The organism is Veillonella tobetsuensis (genome assembly GCF_001078375.1).
Classification (GTDB): domain Bacteria; phylum Bacillota; class Negativicutes; order Veillonellales; family Veillonellaceae; genus Veillonella; species Veillonella tobetsuensis.
Window position 1 is genome coordinate 188,199 of record NZ_BBXI01000021.1, and the last position, 16,564, is coordinate 204,762.

General features: G+C 39.7%; 10 protein-coding genes. All 10 read right to left on the reverse strand.

From position 1 onward, the window contains the following. Positions 1-28: 28 nt before the first annotated feature. The 10 genes from VEI_RS08880 to VEI_RS08925 all read right to left on the reverse strand — a co-directional run bounded on the left by VEI_RS08880 (position 29) and on the right by VEI_RS08925 (position 16,548). Positions 29-2,413, reverse strand: coding sequence for a hypothetical protein (locus tag VEI_RS08880; protein WP_059364425.1), 2,385 nt, complete (start codon positions 2,411-2,413; stop codon positions 29-31). Between the two features lie 477 nt (positions 2,414-2,890). Then, entirely contained in the window at positions 2,891-5,548 is a 2,658-nt protein-coding gene (locus tag VEI_RS10410; RefSeq protein WP_059364431.1) for a phospholipase D-like domain-containing protein, read from the reverse strand. A gap of 294 nt (positions 5,549-5,842) precedes the next feature. Next, positions 5,843-7,321 carry a PD-(D/E)XK nuclease family protein gene (locus VEI_RS08890; RefSeq protein WP_059364435.1) on the reverse strand — a complete coding sequence of 493 codons (1,479 nt, stop codon included), beginning with the start codon at positions 7,319-7,321 and terminating at the stop codon, positions 5,843-5,845. A gap of 280 nt (positions 7,322-7,601) precedes the next feature. Beyond that, positions 7,602-9,032, reverse strand: coding sequence for a [FeFe] hydrogenase, group A (locus VEI_RS08895; protein ID WP_059364438.1), 1,431 nt, complete (start codon positions 9,030-9,032; stop codon positions 7,602-7,604). Positions 9,033-9,175: 143 nt separating this feature from the next. Continuing rightward, complete coding sequence (locus tag VEI_RS08900) at positions 9,176-10,597, reverse strand: ATP-binding protein (protein WP_059364440.1); 1,422 nt, start codon at positions 10,595-10,597, stop codon at positions 9,176-9,178. Between the two features lie 412 nt (positions 10,598-11,009). Beyond that, complete coding sequence (locus VEI_RS08905; RefSeq protein ID WP_059364442.1) at positions 11,010-11,393, reverse strand: hypothetical protein; 384 nt, start codon at positions 11,391-11,393, stop codon at positions 11,010-11,012. A gap of 46 nt (positions 11,394-11,439) precedes the next feature. Beyond that, the gene (locus VEI_RS08910) at positions 11,440-12,516 is read right to left on the reverse strand and encodes a Fic family protein (RefSeq protein ID WP_059364515.1); all 1,077 of its coding nucleotides are present in this window, start codon (positions 12,514-12,516) and stop codon (positions 11,440-11,442) included. Between the two features lie 566 nt (positions 12,517-13,082). Further along, complete coding sequence (locus tag VEI_RS08915; RefSeq protein ID WP_059364447.1) at positions 13,083-13,454, reverse strand: hypothetical protein; 372 nt, start codon at positions 13,452-13,454, stop codon at positions 13,083-13,085. A gap of 164 nt (positions 13,455-13,618) precedes the next feature. Beyond that, complete coding sequence (gyrA, locus tag VEI_RS08920) at positions 13,619-16,084, reverse strand: DNA gyrase subunit A (protein WP_059364452.1); 2,466 nt, start codon at positions 16,082-16,084, stop codon at positions 13,619-13,621. A 185-nt stretch (positions 16,085-16,269) separates the two neighbouring features. Further along, positions 16,270-16,548, reverse strand: a complete 279-nt coding sequence (locus VEI_RS08925; RefSeq protein WP_059364456.1) for a hypothetical protein — start codon at positions 16,546-16,548, stop codon at positions 16,270-16,272. Positions 16,549-16,564: the final 16 nt, after the last annotated feature.

Here is a 16,564-nt window from a genome sequence, read left to right on the forward strand (position 1 = left end):
TTATATTCTATATGTCAATGTAACGATGTTAATGGAACACATAGCTCATCCAAGATACCAGTGCCTTCTTGTACTCGTCAATGGTAGAGAATTTCGGTGTATAGTTTGTTAACCATTCGGTTAGTGTAGGTTGTGTCGCCTCTGGGTCTACGGCAATTGGTAAGTCCCAGATGTTACCATGTTTGCCTTCAAAGTAACGCCATTTTTCTTGAGCGAAGCTCACCAAGGCGTAGGCCTTAGCGTATTGTTCCTTCGCAAGGTCTAATTTGCCTAAGCTCTCATTAATCTGAGCCATAATACTATAATCCGATGCATTCCATGGATATCCTAATGCAGTACCGGCCCAGCCAAATCGATACTCCTCATCGATGAGGGTTTGTAAATTCCGCTTGTACATCTCGGCCCGACGAGTATCACCAAAATGAACGGCCAATTTCACCATGTATTTGACGCATTCAAGGTACGCGTAATGATCCTGTGTATGACGCTGGTAGTTTGGATTGTCATAGGTCGCATCCCACAAGGTACCAAGTTCGTCCCAGCTGGCTTGATCCATATGGTCTAGGTGAAAGTGCCACACAGCTTTAAGCCACAACAAAAAGGCCGCATTTGTATAGTTCCAATAGTGATTACCCTGTGTATACTCATCTTCCGCCTCATGGCCATTCTCATTTAAGAGCACATGCATCTGGCTAATCCAGTCAAAACGCATGGAGAAAAGCGGTGGATACACGGTTTCAATATAGCGTTCATAACCAACGCGATTGTCCGTTTCTACATAAAAATGCAATAACGCAAGTTGCAAATAGTCAAGGTCAAAGGCACTCGACGGATTTGCCAAGTTATTAATGAATGCATCCGAATAACTTTCATACTCTAATGGATCCTTCTCTTGATCTTGAATCAACTCTTTAAATAGACTTTCAGCCTCACTACGCCCTGTGAAAGCATAGGCCAGCGCCCGATACCACTTGGACAGACGACCTACTTTCAACATATACTCGTACTGCCACGAATCCGTCGAAGGAATGTCCGCATGAGCGACCAAATCGTCAAGGAAATTCACGATAGGAATCACATTGTGGTACATGCGCTCGCCTTGTATGGCACGCTGACACGCATCCAGCGCACAATACACGTGGCAACATAATTCCACATCTACCGGCGGCATATCATCCGTATCATTCATGCCAAATGGGTCAGTAAACCCAAACGGATCATCCACGTCAGCCGAATCACCTAGACCAAATGGATTGGATTCATCCATGACGGACAAGAGCTCATCACCCACCCCAACATAGCGTTTGCGATACAGGTCCTCCACGCGGTCTGCATAAGGAACGAGGACATCCAAATACTGCTTATACTGATGCACCTTTGGATGCAATTCGACGCCCAGATTCTCTGTTGAAAGTTCCCGAATCACGTGTGCCACAAGAGGAAATACCTTCTGTTCTTTCACATAACCAAGCACACCATCATCATAAGTAGGCACCTGCTTTAAGGTACGACGGACCATCGTATATTGGCTATTCCAACATTGCCGAATCAACGGATTAAGCCAGCGTTCACAGTCATCATAGACGTCAATAGCTGCCTCTTCAGAAGGCACCATGTACATTTTATACATGGACTCACAAATATGTTGTAACAATACATCCTTCGACAAGGTCTTGAGCGCGTCCGATTCCGTTTCTCCGTCCATAGCCTGCACCATATAGGCACCAAGCGCATCGGCAAGGAGTAAAAATTCAGAATGAACCTGTGTAGGCTCGGTCATCACGTAATGATTCGGCACCGAAAAGGCATCAACCCCTTCACTGAATATATCTTCGTCCGCAGACCATATGTCCTCCAAAGCCTGTTGCAACACGCCAAGGGATAAGGCCGTTTCTATATGCTTAACGTCGGCTAAATAGCCATACGTCCCCTCATCGGAAAACAAGGTCATTATGAAATGACGTAGCATATTGTCGAATACATATTGCACTTCATCCTTAGGAGGGCGACCCTTTTGAAATAATAACTTACGACCTCTGTGGCTTTTATACAAAACATACGCCTCATACTCACCTGTACGAGGCTTTTCTAATAGAGGCTGTCCATTATACGTACCATAGCGGATAAATTCGGGCAAAGAAAACAAGAACGCATTGCGACACTCCTCAAAGGGCTTGCCCATCTCCTCACACACGGCCTTGACGAACGCGCGAATCCGCTGCCGTTCCAGCTCAACATGAGGACCATTGACAACCACATCGTCTTGCTCCTCATCATAAAATGGGACAATCCCGCCTGTATTAAAATCCAAGCCAAGCAAAAACGTCGTCGTTTCCTTCCCCTCTATCGGCGGGAACAAGGACGGCCGAATGGCATTAAATATGCCCGTTGTGCTAATCGTAATGTGATGCATAATACCTCCTATATAACAAACTATATACTAAAACTCCATATATCATCTATATTTGACGATGAATGAAACCGCCGTTATAATAAAAGAAGATAGCCAGACGAGTAGTGACGTCAGGCTCATCTCTAAATTACATATACATGTAGAAATGGCCTTTTCGTTTTTTACTAATCTCCGGGTTAGTGGAAATGAAGGGCTATTTGTCTTTTCCTAGACAAATAAGCGCTATTAACGCCCCAAAGGCGATGACTACGGTCATCATCTGTAATAGGAGCATAATGATTTCATCATCACTCATAGGCTTACCCCTCCCTTCAATAACGAAGAGATGCCCAACCTCGTCCAACTATCTTATGTTAATTATATACCAAACAAATATACGATACAATAAATATCGTATTATAGAAATTTATAGATGAAAAACCTGAGTGAATTAGTTTAATTCACTCAGGTTTTATTAATATTGATATAATATCTATATTAAAAATCAAAATACATCTTACGATATGCTTGAAGATTAGATAGATTTTTAGACCATTCACCTAATTCTCGACGTGTACTGACCTCTTTTCCATCTTCATATTGTCCATCAAAGGATAAAATATTAAAACTAGAAATAACATAAAACTGATCGTCACATATAAAAAGTTTAGCATGAGAGTTATCCCATTTCATTCGAAAAAGCTTTCCATACTTTTCGAATCTCTTTTTCATCTTCTTCGCATTTTTCTTTGTCCAATATGTTCGTTTATCATTATCTGGATTAGATTCATCGCCTATACCATAACGAATCTTAATTGTAACACCTTTATCTAATAAAGATTCAAAAGTTTCCAACATACGCTCATCTACGACATGATTATTAATCCAGGCTGCAAATATATCAATTTCCTTCGTAGATGTTTGTAAAGCACTCTCAAATGCACGTCTGATGGCAGCATTTTCAAGAATTTTACTTTCATTATCTAGTAAATGTTTAAACTGTTTATTTTCTTCAAAATATTCATTCATCTGTGCTCGAAGTTCTTTATTTTCAGATTGGAGATTCTCTACATTTTTTAGATATGTTTCATTCTCCTTCTTTATTTTTAATTGTTCTTTTTCTAATTCTAATTTATCATTGCGTGCCTTTTCTAAACGACGATGAACACGTTTCTTTTCTTCAGATAAATCTGTAAAATCCTTTTCTAAGCGCTCTTTTTCGTAAACAATTTCTTTTAATGCCGATTCTGCTTTCTTTAAATCATTTTTCATAACCGTACTCTGCTTATGAGCTTCAGCTAACATTGAGTCTAATTCATTAATTTTCTGCTCATAAGATTTTCGTGTAGCCGCAGTAATAGTCGCATCCTCTAATTTAGATTGAATAACATCGTATTCAGATTGTAGTTTATCGGATTTTTCTTGACTTTGCTTTAATTTTCTTTCAAAAGACTTAGCGTTCTTCTCTGCTCCTAAAAGTTGTTGTTTGGCTTCTATTAACTTTAGTTCTGTGACACTAGCTTCTTTTTGAATGTTCTCAATCGATTGTGCTAATGATTGTACTTGTGCTTCGTACTCCGCTGCTTTTTTCTCTAAAACACTATTTGCTTGACGTAATGTATATACTAAATTGTCTTGATTGAAAATTTTCAGATATAATGCACGACTATAATCTTCATCAACCTCTAATGCAGTTTCAGAACGAGAACTACCTTCATCGTCAGATAAAATATCAAATTGAGCCTTAATAAAATAGGACTCATCTTTAAGAATAGCGGCTTCTTTTATAAATGAACCTTTACCATCAGGAATACCATCTATAATCTTTACTATAATACCTCTATTAATAGCTGCATCTTTTGCACCTCCAATAGATCCCTCAAAATTGATTCCCCAAGGATTACTAATATAAATAGATTCTTTAGCCGTTTTAAATATATCAATAATCTTATCAATAACTTTACTGCCTTCGATTAATTGAATCTTAATTTCTTGTTCTCTATATGTAGGAATAGAAAGTTCCACTCTCAATTTATCAAGAGTCAACTGAATATCATGTCGTTTATATTCTAACTCGTTGATAATTTCTCGAGTAAGCTTAACTTCATCTTGGCTAGGTAATTCAATAGATATATTGGCTACACCAATAATAAATGCCTCTAATTTTCTACAAAAATCAATATCTTGTGGTTCACCGTTAAGATTAAGCACTACACTATTATAGTTATTTAAAATAGCATGAGCATGATGTAATAATTCTAGATATTCAATTAATACATCTTTAACTGCACAAAGATAATCATGATGATCAAGAAGCTCTACAAACTGTAATTTCGCTCGTGGAATTCCCACGCTAAGCTCTTTAATTTTTTCTTTACAAAGCTTATTATACCCATAACCCAAACCAGCAATTACAGGTAGTGCTGCTATACCACCAAGAACAGCCATACCACCAGCTATCCCAAATCCACCGGAAGCTATTGTACCGCCACCTAACCAAGCTAATGTTGCATTAGTAGCAGCCGCACCACTTAATCCACTAATTGCAGCTCCCGTTCCTGCCGTGCCAATGCTTGTTGCTAGCCCAACTGCACCTATAGCGCCTCCAATGCCACCTGCAATGCCTTTTACAATAGAACCTATCATGCTACCTACACCAGATAAGTTACTAATATCATTCCCAACATAAGAGTAATTATCACTATTAGAATATCCAAACATCTGTCCATTAGTAGCATAATACGTTTGTAATGTATCATATATTTCAATCTCTTTAACCAACTGAACTTTTGATTCATTAATGTGAGTATAAAAACGACTTAATTCTCTTTTAATCTTCTCTATATCAATACAATATCTCTCATAAGCTGCTTTTATACTTTCAAATTCAATTTTTAACTGATTATATTCTGCCTTAGAATCTAAAGCTTTTTCCACAATAGAATCAAATCTATCAAGGGTCTCCTCTTTACTTTTTAAATGCCGCCCAATAGCTTGTTCAACCCTATATTTATTAGGCTCTAACTGTAATTCTAAATCTGCAATCTCTGCTAGTCGTTCATTCTCTTTTTGTATCCCTTTGACTCTATTCTCTTCTTTTTTAGCTTTATAAGTATCAATAGTTGCACCCGCGATATCTTTTAACGTTTTAAACATATCTCATCCCTCAAGTTATGTAGTATTTAACAAATTATATAACATGTATAATAAATAACTATGAATAGAGTATTTATAGATTATATTTCAATTTCTCTAACTATAAATCTATAGATATAAATTAATAGTTCCACTAAAATTATCATAAAACAACAACAGATGAATATTTCATGAATAAATTATATTATGCATATTATTACCAGTCAATAAAGATATGAAAACTTCAAGTATAATTATTGTAGTTTAATCTACATTAAAAGCTCTACCTTAGATTTTCTAAAGTAGAGCTTTCTTCTATTTCAATTCCCATTTACGCACACGGTCCCATTCCACCTTTTCCATCGCCTTCGTTAGTTCTTCATTTAATTTACGTATTAAGGATATAAGTTCTGTCCGCTTAGCTGCATCATTCCAGTCGATTAATATCTTACATAATTTAAATTGCAAGAGCGTATTTTCATATTGCTTATATAGATTACCTTCAAAGCATACATCTCCATTATCAGCTCCACTTCTATATAACTCATTGATATCCTTTACAGTAGCAGAAATATCCTTTGATGTTAATATACGCTCTTTAATATAGTTATACACACGAGTTTTATATGAGCAGATATTGCTTTCACCATTATCACCGGCACCCTTTTCCCACCACGTATAGTAGCGTAACGCCAAAACTGGCCCTTCTTTAATTTTATCAATACGCCAAAACATATATGGTTTAACGGTTAAATTATCCTCACTTGTATTTTGAAAGCCCCAATAATCGGCATCAACAGTTCGGTCTAGAGAACGTGGCCAAAAATGCATCAAAGACCAAGGTGTACCAAAGCTGCTACCATGCTGAATCGTATGAGTATTAGGCGCATCATCTATGCGACCATATACATACGAATCGTCAATATTCTCAACGTGTTGTTTCAAGTCGGTCATAAATGGTACTTCGTGATTTGGCTGATTAAATACAGTCTGCAAAAATCTTCGTTGGGCAATCGCAGTATCTTGGATATAAAAACGAATATGCTCGTCTACATCCTTATAGTATTTCCAAAAACAGCTATGCTCTATCGTAGTCTTAATTTTACTGCTCAAATAATCCATAAAGCTCATTAAAATTGAATTATTCCACTCATGACAAGACAGTAACAAAGATAAGAACTCTGGCCCATCCACATACGTATTAGTTTTAGGATCCTTCTCCAGTTCTCGAACCGTATTCCAATCATCATCATTGAACCAATCCGTCTTCAAATAAGCCGTATGAATCATATACTTTGACAAATCCAATTCCTTCCGTTCATCTCGTAACGCCCATCTAATGCTATTCACAGCTCCCCAACAAGCAGTAGCATCACGTTTTTTCTGTTTTTCTTTTTTATCCTCTGAAAGATGTTGATATATATCCAATCCATTGTATTGATTCGATTCAAATGTTTTTGAAAGCAAGCATTTATACCGATTAATCTGATTGCCATGCTCTTGTGATGATATTTTGTCTTCAATAATTAAAGCCGCCTGTAATTCTGGAACCAATACAAGTACATCAATATTAAGCAACTGCCTAAAAATATATATCCGATTAACTTTAGATACATCATAAACCCCATTCAACAAACGAGATAAAAATTGAGTCCCAAACTGCCGCCCACTTTCATTATCATCACGAACAGGCATATTAATCCAATTCAAACACCAACAAATAAAAGCATCCTGCGCCAACTCATTCGTTGCAAAATTAAAAATATTATTCTCCACAATCCGTTCGTCAATCATAGTCCGTATCCCCGATATAATACAAACAACTACCCTAACCAAACTCGGTACATAAAACTCAATCAATTTATAATAACAATACCATCCTTAATACAAGTATACAATCACAAACGTGTAAATTCCGTACCATATAAATGCAAAATTATGCCCTAACATCACCTAACCCACAAACGTACATAGAGAAAGCTCCCAGGGAATCCTAAAAAACGACTTTGGCCCTGTTTCGAAGAAACAGACCCGGCCGGTGGAGTTTTTTAGGATCCCCTGGGAGCATCTACAATTACCCTTTGTATTTAGGTGATGTAGGGCATGTTTCAGGCACCACGTCTTTGCGGTCACCTAGTTGTGCACTACGGTCTGTAAAGTGTGTATGAAGTAGTTCGTGTGCTTTGTGTCCTAGAGGTTCACCCAAGAAGTTTTTGTAAAGGTCTTGAATTTCAGGGTTTTCATAGGATGCCACGTATTTGTAGTCTTCATCAGCTTTATAAAGCCCGCCAATACGAGCTTCTTTTGTTTTTACGGCTTGTGGTAATTTAGTGCGTGGTTGACCACCGCCACCAATGCAGCCGCCTGGGCAAGCCATCACTTCGATAAAATCATAGTGTTTGCCATTTTCTTTCAATGCGTTGAGGAAATCACGGGTATTTTTACCGCCGTGTACAACAGCAACGGATAATGTTAGGTCATCGCCAAGTTGTACAGTCGCTTCTTTTACGCCATCCATGCCGCGAACATCTTCTAAATGAGTCAATGCATATGGAGGTGGTTCTTTATCAGTAACGAGCTTGTAAGCCGTACGCATAGCCGCTTCCATAACGCCACCAGTGTTACCGAAAATGATGGACGCACCAGTTTCCATGCCGATTAAATCATCGAATTGAGAATCTTCAAGGCTTTCAAAGTCAACATTTTCATCGTTGAGCCAGTAGATAAATTCGCGCGTTGTAATAGAAATATCTGTGTCGAGGCCTAGGCTTTCATCATTGTAATAACGAGCCGCTGCATTTTGTTCCTCCCGCTTAGTTTCAGCCTTTTTAGCTGTACAAGGGTTCACAGAAACGGACACGATATTGCGAGGGTCAATGCCCTTTTTCTCAGCAAAATACGTCTTAATCATAGCAGCTTCCATGGCGATGCAGGAGCGAGTAGAGGAAATATTTGGCAACAATTCAGGGAAATAGATTTCCGCAAAGCGCACCCATGCAGGGCAGCAACTAGTGAATTGAGGAATCGTACCGCCATTCTTAAGGCGTTCCACGAGCTCAGATGCTTCCTCCATAATAGTCAAATCGGCACCAAAGTTCGTATCTACTACGTAGTCCGCACCAAGTTTACGAAGGGCGCTAACCATTTTGCCTTCAAAGAATGTGCCTGGCTCATAACCAAAGCCTTCTCCGATAGCTACACGCACAGCTGGCGCCGTTTGGATAACCACGATTTTGTTTGGATCCGCAACGGCAGCTTTCACCTTATCAAGCTCGGATCTAGCATGCATAGAATCGAATGGACATGCAGCCGCACATTGACCGCAATGAATACACATTGGCACATCGCCTGTGGATTCGAGGTCATAATAGTCGAGCACGCTCATCACGTCAGCGCAGGCACGACGGCACAACGTACAGTTTTTACATTTAGAGATGTCATGAGTAATGGCAGGATTGTCGAGTGCAATTGGCACACGTTTATCGATACATTCAAATTGGGACATGAGGACCTCCTCGTTTTGTATAATCATACTTAATGTGAAAGTAAGTTTTTCTATACCTTAAGCATAACAAATATGGGGGTAGTTCATCAACGTACCGAGCTGGTAGGAATTGAAAGTATACGAGCCTTTATATACAACAAATTTTATAGCTCATACATCATTGGTAAGTCAATGAGCTCAACCCGTTCATTATCTTCTATGAATCCAAACCCTCGTTTGCTAAATAACCAGTAATATAGTTCACCATGCAATACGCTAGCCTTGTCCTTGAGGGATACTAATACATCTAAACCGATAGGGTTATTTTTCCATTTGCACTCGCCCACTAACAAGTGGCGCACAGGCCCTGCATTAGGGTCCTTTTGTATATCTGCTAAGGCTACTAAATCGATTTCTACCTGTTGTCGTGTTCTGCTGTCAGTTCCCCACCAATGCCCCATTTCTTGTGGTAAAAATGGAACTGTTCCACAGTGAATCCGAGCCTGTACATATTGCTCCGCCATCGTTTCAAATACAGGTCCCATGAAATGTGAAAGCATAGGTTTAACGTATTGCGTATATACAAGATTGCCATTAAAGTTTTCAATAGCGCCTTGATTCGGCTCTACAAAGCGATACCAAAAGGTATACATAGAGTCTTTAATCGCATAAATACTTTTATTGGATGTAGATCCAACAGGATGTATTTTTTCAATAATCTGTAAGTCAATAAGGCTTTTTAGATAATTATTCAAAGCCCCCGTCGTCATATCTACCTTAGTGGCAATTTCATTATTACGGCTAGCCCCTTTAGCGATGGCACTAAGTATGGCATTATACTGACGCGGCTCCCGAAGCTCCTGCTTTAATAGACTAGATGGCTCATCCACAAGGCGCCCTGTTGGTGTGAAAAACAAGGAGATAATGCTTTCATCAAGAGAATCACCATCTCTAAAATATGATAAATATTCAGCCACACCACCGGTAAGACCAAAGGCAATGGCACTATCCTCGTAGGAAAGGTGTGGCACCATTTGATGGGCCTCGATATACGTGAAAGGTTTAATTTTATACTGCGCCGTGCGACGACCATAGAGAGGACTCTTGTGACCGAGCACCTGATTCTCCATAAAGCTCATGGACGAACCGCACAAAATGAGCATTAACTGAGACCGATCTTTATACGCATCAACCAAAGCCTGCAGCTCGGATGAAACAGATGGAATAGATTCTGCCAAATACGGATATTCATCGATAATAAATACGACTCGATGATTCAAACTATACTCAAATAAATGGGTTAAAGCTGCAGAAATCGTCGAAAAGGCCGGCAAAGTCGACTGTAATTGCCCTGTTTTAACCATTCCTGTTGCACGATATACAGCCTGTGAAAGTGCTTCTAAATTGTTGCTAGCACCCGACTCAAGGCCCACCATATAGGCACCCTCATGGGCCGCTAAAAAATGATTGAGCAAATACGTCTTACCCACGCGACGTCGGCCATATACAATCGCGAGCTCAAAACGATTTGAATTATATTGCGCCTCAAGGGATGCTAATTCATTTTTACGCCCTACAAATACCATATTGCACCTCCTTATGTTACTATCAGATAATATCTATCTTTATATGTGTATGTATAGCTGTATAGCTGTATAGCTGTATAGCTGTATGTCTATATGCCTACATATCATTATATTTTTATTATTATATTTAGTATAACACGATATAGTATATTATGATATACTATATCGTGTTATACTATATTAACTTGGAAGATAAAACCCTTATAACACTAGTGAATATCTAGTGTTATAAGGGTTTTTACACACACGTTGTGTCCTATAAGTCCGCTTTTTATCCTATAAACTCTTATAGCCCTATCTCTCAAATTCACATATACAAAAAAAGCAGCCCTTTGATATAGCCCTCCTTTACTGGTTGTCTAGTAAAGAGGGTACATATCATTTCGGACTGCTTTTATTTATAAGATGAATCTTATTTTTTACCTTGTTTTGGCCACAAGTAGTTGAATACTGCTTCGGATGGGGAACCATCTACAACTGGACGATCTTTGCCGTCAACTTTATCTTCACGTTCTGGGTAACCTTGTGGGTTATACAATACAACCTTTTGGTCTTTCACAGTTTTCTTTTTGTGGTTGAATTCTTCAGTTGCAACAAAGTGGTAACCTTCAGAATCTTGCGCTTTGATTGCTACAGTTGCAGTTTTGTCGTTCTTTTGAACGCTGTCTTGGTCGATGTACCAAGTGATACCAGAGCTATCTTCGCCAAATACTTGCCAGTTAACAGCACTAGCAGAACCTAAACCGCATGCGCAAATCGCAGCAGCTGCTAAACATGATGCAAAAAATTTTTTCATATATTTCACCTCGTTTAAAATCAAATTTAATTTATTATACCATATATTAAATGTATTTTGTATGAAAGTTTATTTTTTGCAATGTTTTTATATAAAATGTACTTCGCCCTGCACCACGACGTTCTATAAAGCCTTCCTCAACAAGTTCTTTCAAAGCCTTTTCTACAGTAGATACTGCAATATCTGGCTGCTTTTCAAGAATCCCTGCTTTTGTAACCTTACCGATGGTAGCACTAATAATGATTTTTATACGATCCTTTGCACATAACGACGTAGTCAGTAATTCAATACGGCTTTCAAAATCACGATAAGCTGCCAATATAACGCGAAGCATATATTTTACGAAAGGAACTATATTTTCCTCACCCCTATGCCAATCAATCCCCGACTCACCTAGCGCCGCATAGTAACTATCCTTGGTACGCTCAATTTTTTGCTCTAAGCTGATGAATTTACCAATCATATACCCATTTTGATACAAAAGCAACGTCGTCAGCAAGCGACTCATACGACCATTCCCATCATTGAAAGGATGGATACACAGAAAATCGTGTATAAATACAGGAATCACCAGCAATGGATCTACCGATTTATCTTGGAGAACCGCATTAACACCTTGGCAAATCTCATCAATAGCAGCAGGCGTTTCATAAGGTGCCAAGGGCTTAAAGCGCTCCACCTCAGAACCATCTGCAAGCCGTTCAATTATCGAGTTCTGTACATTTTTATATTGTCCACCTATACTCTTATGTGAATAAGCATACAAATCGCGATGCAACTGCAATACAATATTACTATGTAACGTAATATACTCATGATTCTCATGTATTGTGTTCAACACATCACGATACCCCATAATCTCTTCCTCATCACGATTACGAGGCATCACCTTATCCGCCACCAACGAACGAATCCGAGCCTTCGTCGTCACAATCCCTTCAATCCGATTCGACGACTCCACACTCTGCACCTTCGCAATCTCCACCAACCGCGCCACACTACTAGGCCGCTGCGACACAAACAAATCCTGCCGCCCCTTATACTCATGAATCTGTGAAAGCAGCGACACAACCTCACCACCCCACAGACAATCCCCTAACCTATGATAATCAAAACTGCGCATACCACACCACCTTTCCCCTATCCACATTATTCTCCCCTAATTTTAACATAATATAGGGGATATATTAAGGAGTCTTTTTTCTCCCCTCTCCAGCCCTTTGAGGAAAATAAATTTTTTGATAAAAAGAACTCAATTCTCTGAATTTGTATAAATGATAGATTATGAAAAGAGATTGATAGGTTCGAAAAAACGACTTTACCTACTCTCTACCCTCGGCCCTTTGAGGAAAATAATTTTTTAGATAAAAAGAACTCAATTCTCTGAATTTATATAAATGATAGATTATGAAAAGGGATTGATAGGTTCAAAAAAACGACTTTACCTACTCTCTGCCCTCGGCCCTTTGTAGAAAATAATACTAATGTAGAATAAAAGAAACCTCGCTCTGAATATGTTGCTAGGGTAGGCTGGGAAATGGATGGTGTCTAAAAACCGACTTTGGCCCTGCGAAGGCCGTAGGCCGAAGTCAGACCCGGCCGGTGGAGGATTTTTAGACACCATCCATTTCTACATACCACACCAGAATGCTAATATTCAGAGCGAGGTTTCAAAACATCTATATTAAATTATTTTCCCCAAAGAGCCTGCATTACTTCTTCACCTATGGTTTCTTTTTCAATTTTCATAGGTTTTTGTTTTTCATTATTGGTTAACAAAGCCACTCCAGATTGGCTATACACGGTTGCTTTCACTTCTGTCCATGTCTTTTCGGGACGATTGATTTCAACGGAATAAATATAGGTATACCCTTCAACGTTGTTTACTTTCACATTGATACGAGCCATACCATCTGTTTTATACACCGTAGAGTTGTCGATAAACCATGTAGAATCGTCCGCATCAGCGTCAATATAGTACCAATCAGCTGCATGGGCCACGCCAAAGCCACCTGCCAATATACATCCTGCTGCCATCACAGCAGCTAACCATTTTTTCATTATACTCTCCTATGCAGTCCTGTAAACTGCCCAACACTATATGTTCACATTATTACTGTAATTTATACCTTACCATGTAAACACGAGTGGCGACCACATAGGTGATCGCCATTTGTGCATATCTATGTTAGATACAATATATGTTCTTTACGTTATACGCTCTATTATTCGTCGTCGTCGATTTCAGATGCAGGAATCACAGCAACGCTTGCGACCTTATCACCTTCGTCAAGATTTTGCGTTTTAACGCCAGAAATTGCTTTGCCTTTTTTCACAGCAATATCATTCATGTTAAAACGAATAATTTTGCCTTGTTCGGAAATGAGCATCACTTCGTCATCGTTGCGCACAACCTCAACAGCCACTACGTCGCCTGTTTTGTCGTTGATGCGGAAGTTTTTCGTACCGATACCGCCGCGTTTTTGTACATTATATGCAGATGCATCATTACGTTTACCATAACCTTCTTCGGAGATAGTAAACACTTGTACTTCACTTTCATCAGCCTCGAGAACACCTGCACCAACTACAACGTCGCCAGTTTTCAACTTGATGCCACGAACGCCATGAGCCGCACGTTTCATGAGACGAACGTCTTGTTCGTTGCAACGAATCGCCATGCCAAGTTTCGTGCCAATCAAGATATCTTGCTTGCCAGTCGTTACGGTTACAGAAATCAAGCGGTCCCCTTCGTCGAGGTTAATGGCGTTGAGGCCAGAACGACGGATATTGCGGTATTCTTCGATAGCTGTGCGTTTTACAACACCGAATTCAGTAACCATGAATAAGTTTACATTTTCATGAATGCGTTCAAGGTCAATCATCGTTGTAACGGATTCGCCCACAGCCAGTGGCAATACGTTGACCATAGCGGTACCACGAGAGTTACGGGAACCTGCTTCTGGCACTTCGTATGCTTTGAGGCGATATGTACGACCTGTTGACGTGAAGAATAGCAATGTATTATGCGTGCGAACATGCATAATTTGCGTTACGTAGTCGTCTTCCTTCGTCTTCATGCCGATAACGCCAGCGCCACCTTTATGTTGGTTGCGATATACGTTCGCGTTCATCCGTTTGATGTAACCTTGTTTAGTCAAGGTAATAACCATCTCTTCGTCAGCGATGAGGTCCTCTACATCAAGGTCGGACGTATCGATTGTGATTTCACTGCGACGAGGGTCGCCGTATTTCTTCTTCATATCTTCCAGTTCGTCTTTGATGATTTGACGTTGACGCGCTTCGCTAGCCAAGATAGCTTTCAAATCTTCAATCAATGCCAACAATTCCTTGTATTCGTCTTCGATTTTCTCGCGTTCCAAGCCTGTTAAACGGCGTAGACGCATGTCGAGGATGGCTACTGCTTGTTTTTCTGAAAGCCCGAATTTTTGCATCAATGCGTTACGTGCGATTTCGTCAGTTTGAGAACTGCGGATTGTAGCGATAACTTCATCGATGTGGTCGAGGGCGATCAACAAGCCTTCCAAAATGTGTGCACGCGCTTCGGCTTTATTAAGCTCGAATTGAGTACGACGTACGATTACATTAAGACGATGATCTAAGTAGTAACCCAATACTTCTTTCAAATTCAATACGCGAGGATGACCGTCTACGAGGGCCAACATAATCACGCCAAAAGATTCTTGTAATTGAGTATGTTTATATAATTTGTTAAGAACGATATCTGGTTGCACGTCAGCGCGCAATTCGATAACGATGCGCATACCTTGACGGTCAGATTCGTCGCGAAGTGCTGTGATGCCATCGATGACCTTATCACGGCTCAAATTTGCAATCGTTTCGATAACGCGAGCCTTGTTAACTTGGTATGGAATCTCAGTCACTACGATTTTATGCTTACCCTTCGCCATTTCTTCAATGGTTGCACGAGCGCGCATTTTTACGCTGCCACGACCTGTGGAGTACGCTTTTTTAATGCCTTCCCGGCCCAAAATGAGCGCCCCAGTCGGGAAGTCCGGGCCTTTGATTTGCGTCATCAATTCGTCCACAGTTACATCTGGATTATCGATGAGCATGGTAAGGCCATTACATACCTCGTTAAGGTTGTGCGGTGGAATATTTGTCGCCATCCCTACGGCGATACCGCTGGAACCATTGATGAGAAGATTTGGTATCTTCGCTGGCAATACTGTTGGTTCTTGTAAGCTTTCATCATAGTTCGGCATGAAATCAACAGTTTCCTTGTCGATATCAGCGAGCATTTCTTGCGTAATTTTCGCCATACGTACTTCGGTATAACGCATCGCAGCAGCACTATCGCCGTCGATGGAACCAAAGTTACCGTGGCCGTCTACCAAGAGGTAGCGCGTATTAAAATCTTGCGCTAAACGTACAGTAGCGTCGTAAACGGAGCTATCACCATGTGGATGATATTTACCGAGTACGTCACCGACGATACGAGCGGATTTCTTGTACGGTTTATTTGGCGTCATGCCTGTTTCGTGCATCGCGTACAAAATACGACGATGTACTGGTTTCAAGCCATCGCGCACATCTGGAAGAGCACGCATTACGATTACGGACATCGCATAATCGATATAGGCGTTCTTCATTTCTTTATCAATCTGAACGGGATGAATATTCCCGTGGGACCATTGTTGGTCTGCCACAATCTCACCTCATTTTACTAACACTGATTATAATACATCATAATATTATAGCATTTTTAAGGGATAAACGCTATAAACCCTTTATTATTAACTATGTTCTTTCACAAACTTATCAAAATCAGAAATTACTTTCTGTTGTGTATTAAACGTTTTATATTCACTAACAGCTTTCTTCTGTGCTTGTGTCATAGAAATAAGTCCTTTGTAGCATCTGCATGACTATGGATGATATCAGCAGTTGTTTCCATTTTGGAAATAACTGCTAACAGATCTAGTTCTCCACTTTCAAATATATTCTTCAGATGCTTACTAATAGCAGGTATATTAACATCAAATAGTTTTGCCATATCTTTTTGTGTCATCCAAAACGTTTCATCTTTGAATAGTACATTCGTAGAAACAGATTCATTCTCTGCTTGATATACAATAACATTTCCTGTAATCGCATTTTCTAAAGATGTCATATAATCCCCCTCTATA

Bases quoted from the DNA above. Each gene is read 5' to 3' on its own strand.
- VEI_RS08880 (WP_059364425.1), bottom strand. From the start codon at position 2,413: ATGCATCACATTACGATTAGCACAACGGGCATATTTAATGCCATTCGG.
- VEI_RS10410 (WP_059364431.1), bottom strand. From the start codon at position 5,548: ATGTTTAAAACGTTAAAAGATATCGCGGGTGCAACTATTGATACTTAT.
- VEI_RS08890 (WP_059364435.1), bottom strand. From the start codon at position 7,321: ATGATTGACGAACGGATTGTGGAGAATAATATTTTTAATTTTGCAACG.
- VEI_RS08895 (WP_059364438.1), bottom strand. From the start codon at position 9,032: ATGTCCCAATTTGAATGTATCGATAAACGTGTGCCAATTGCACTCGAC.
- VEI_RS08900 (WP_059364440.1), bottom strand. From the start codon at position 10,597: ATGGTATTTGTAGGGCGTAAAAATGAATTAGCATCCCTTGAGGCGCAA.
- VEI_RS08905 (WP_059364442.1), bottom strand. From the start codon at position 11,393: ATGAAAAAATTTTTTGCATCATGTTTAGCAGCTGCTGCGATTTGCGCA.
- VEI_RS08910 (WP_059364515.1), bottom strand. From the start codon at position 12,516: ATGCGCAGTTTTGATTATCATAGGTTAGGGGATTGTCTGTGGGGTGGT.
- VEI_RS08915 (WP_059364447.1), bottom strand. From the start codon at position 13,454: ATGAAAAAATGGTTAGCTGCTGTGATGGCAGCAGGATGTATATTGGCA.
- VEI_RS08925 (WP_059364456.1), bottom strand. From the start codon at position 16,548: ATGACATCTTTAGAAAATGCGATTACAGGAAATGTTATTGTATATCAA.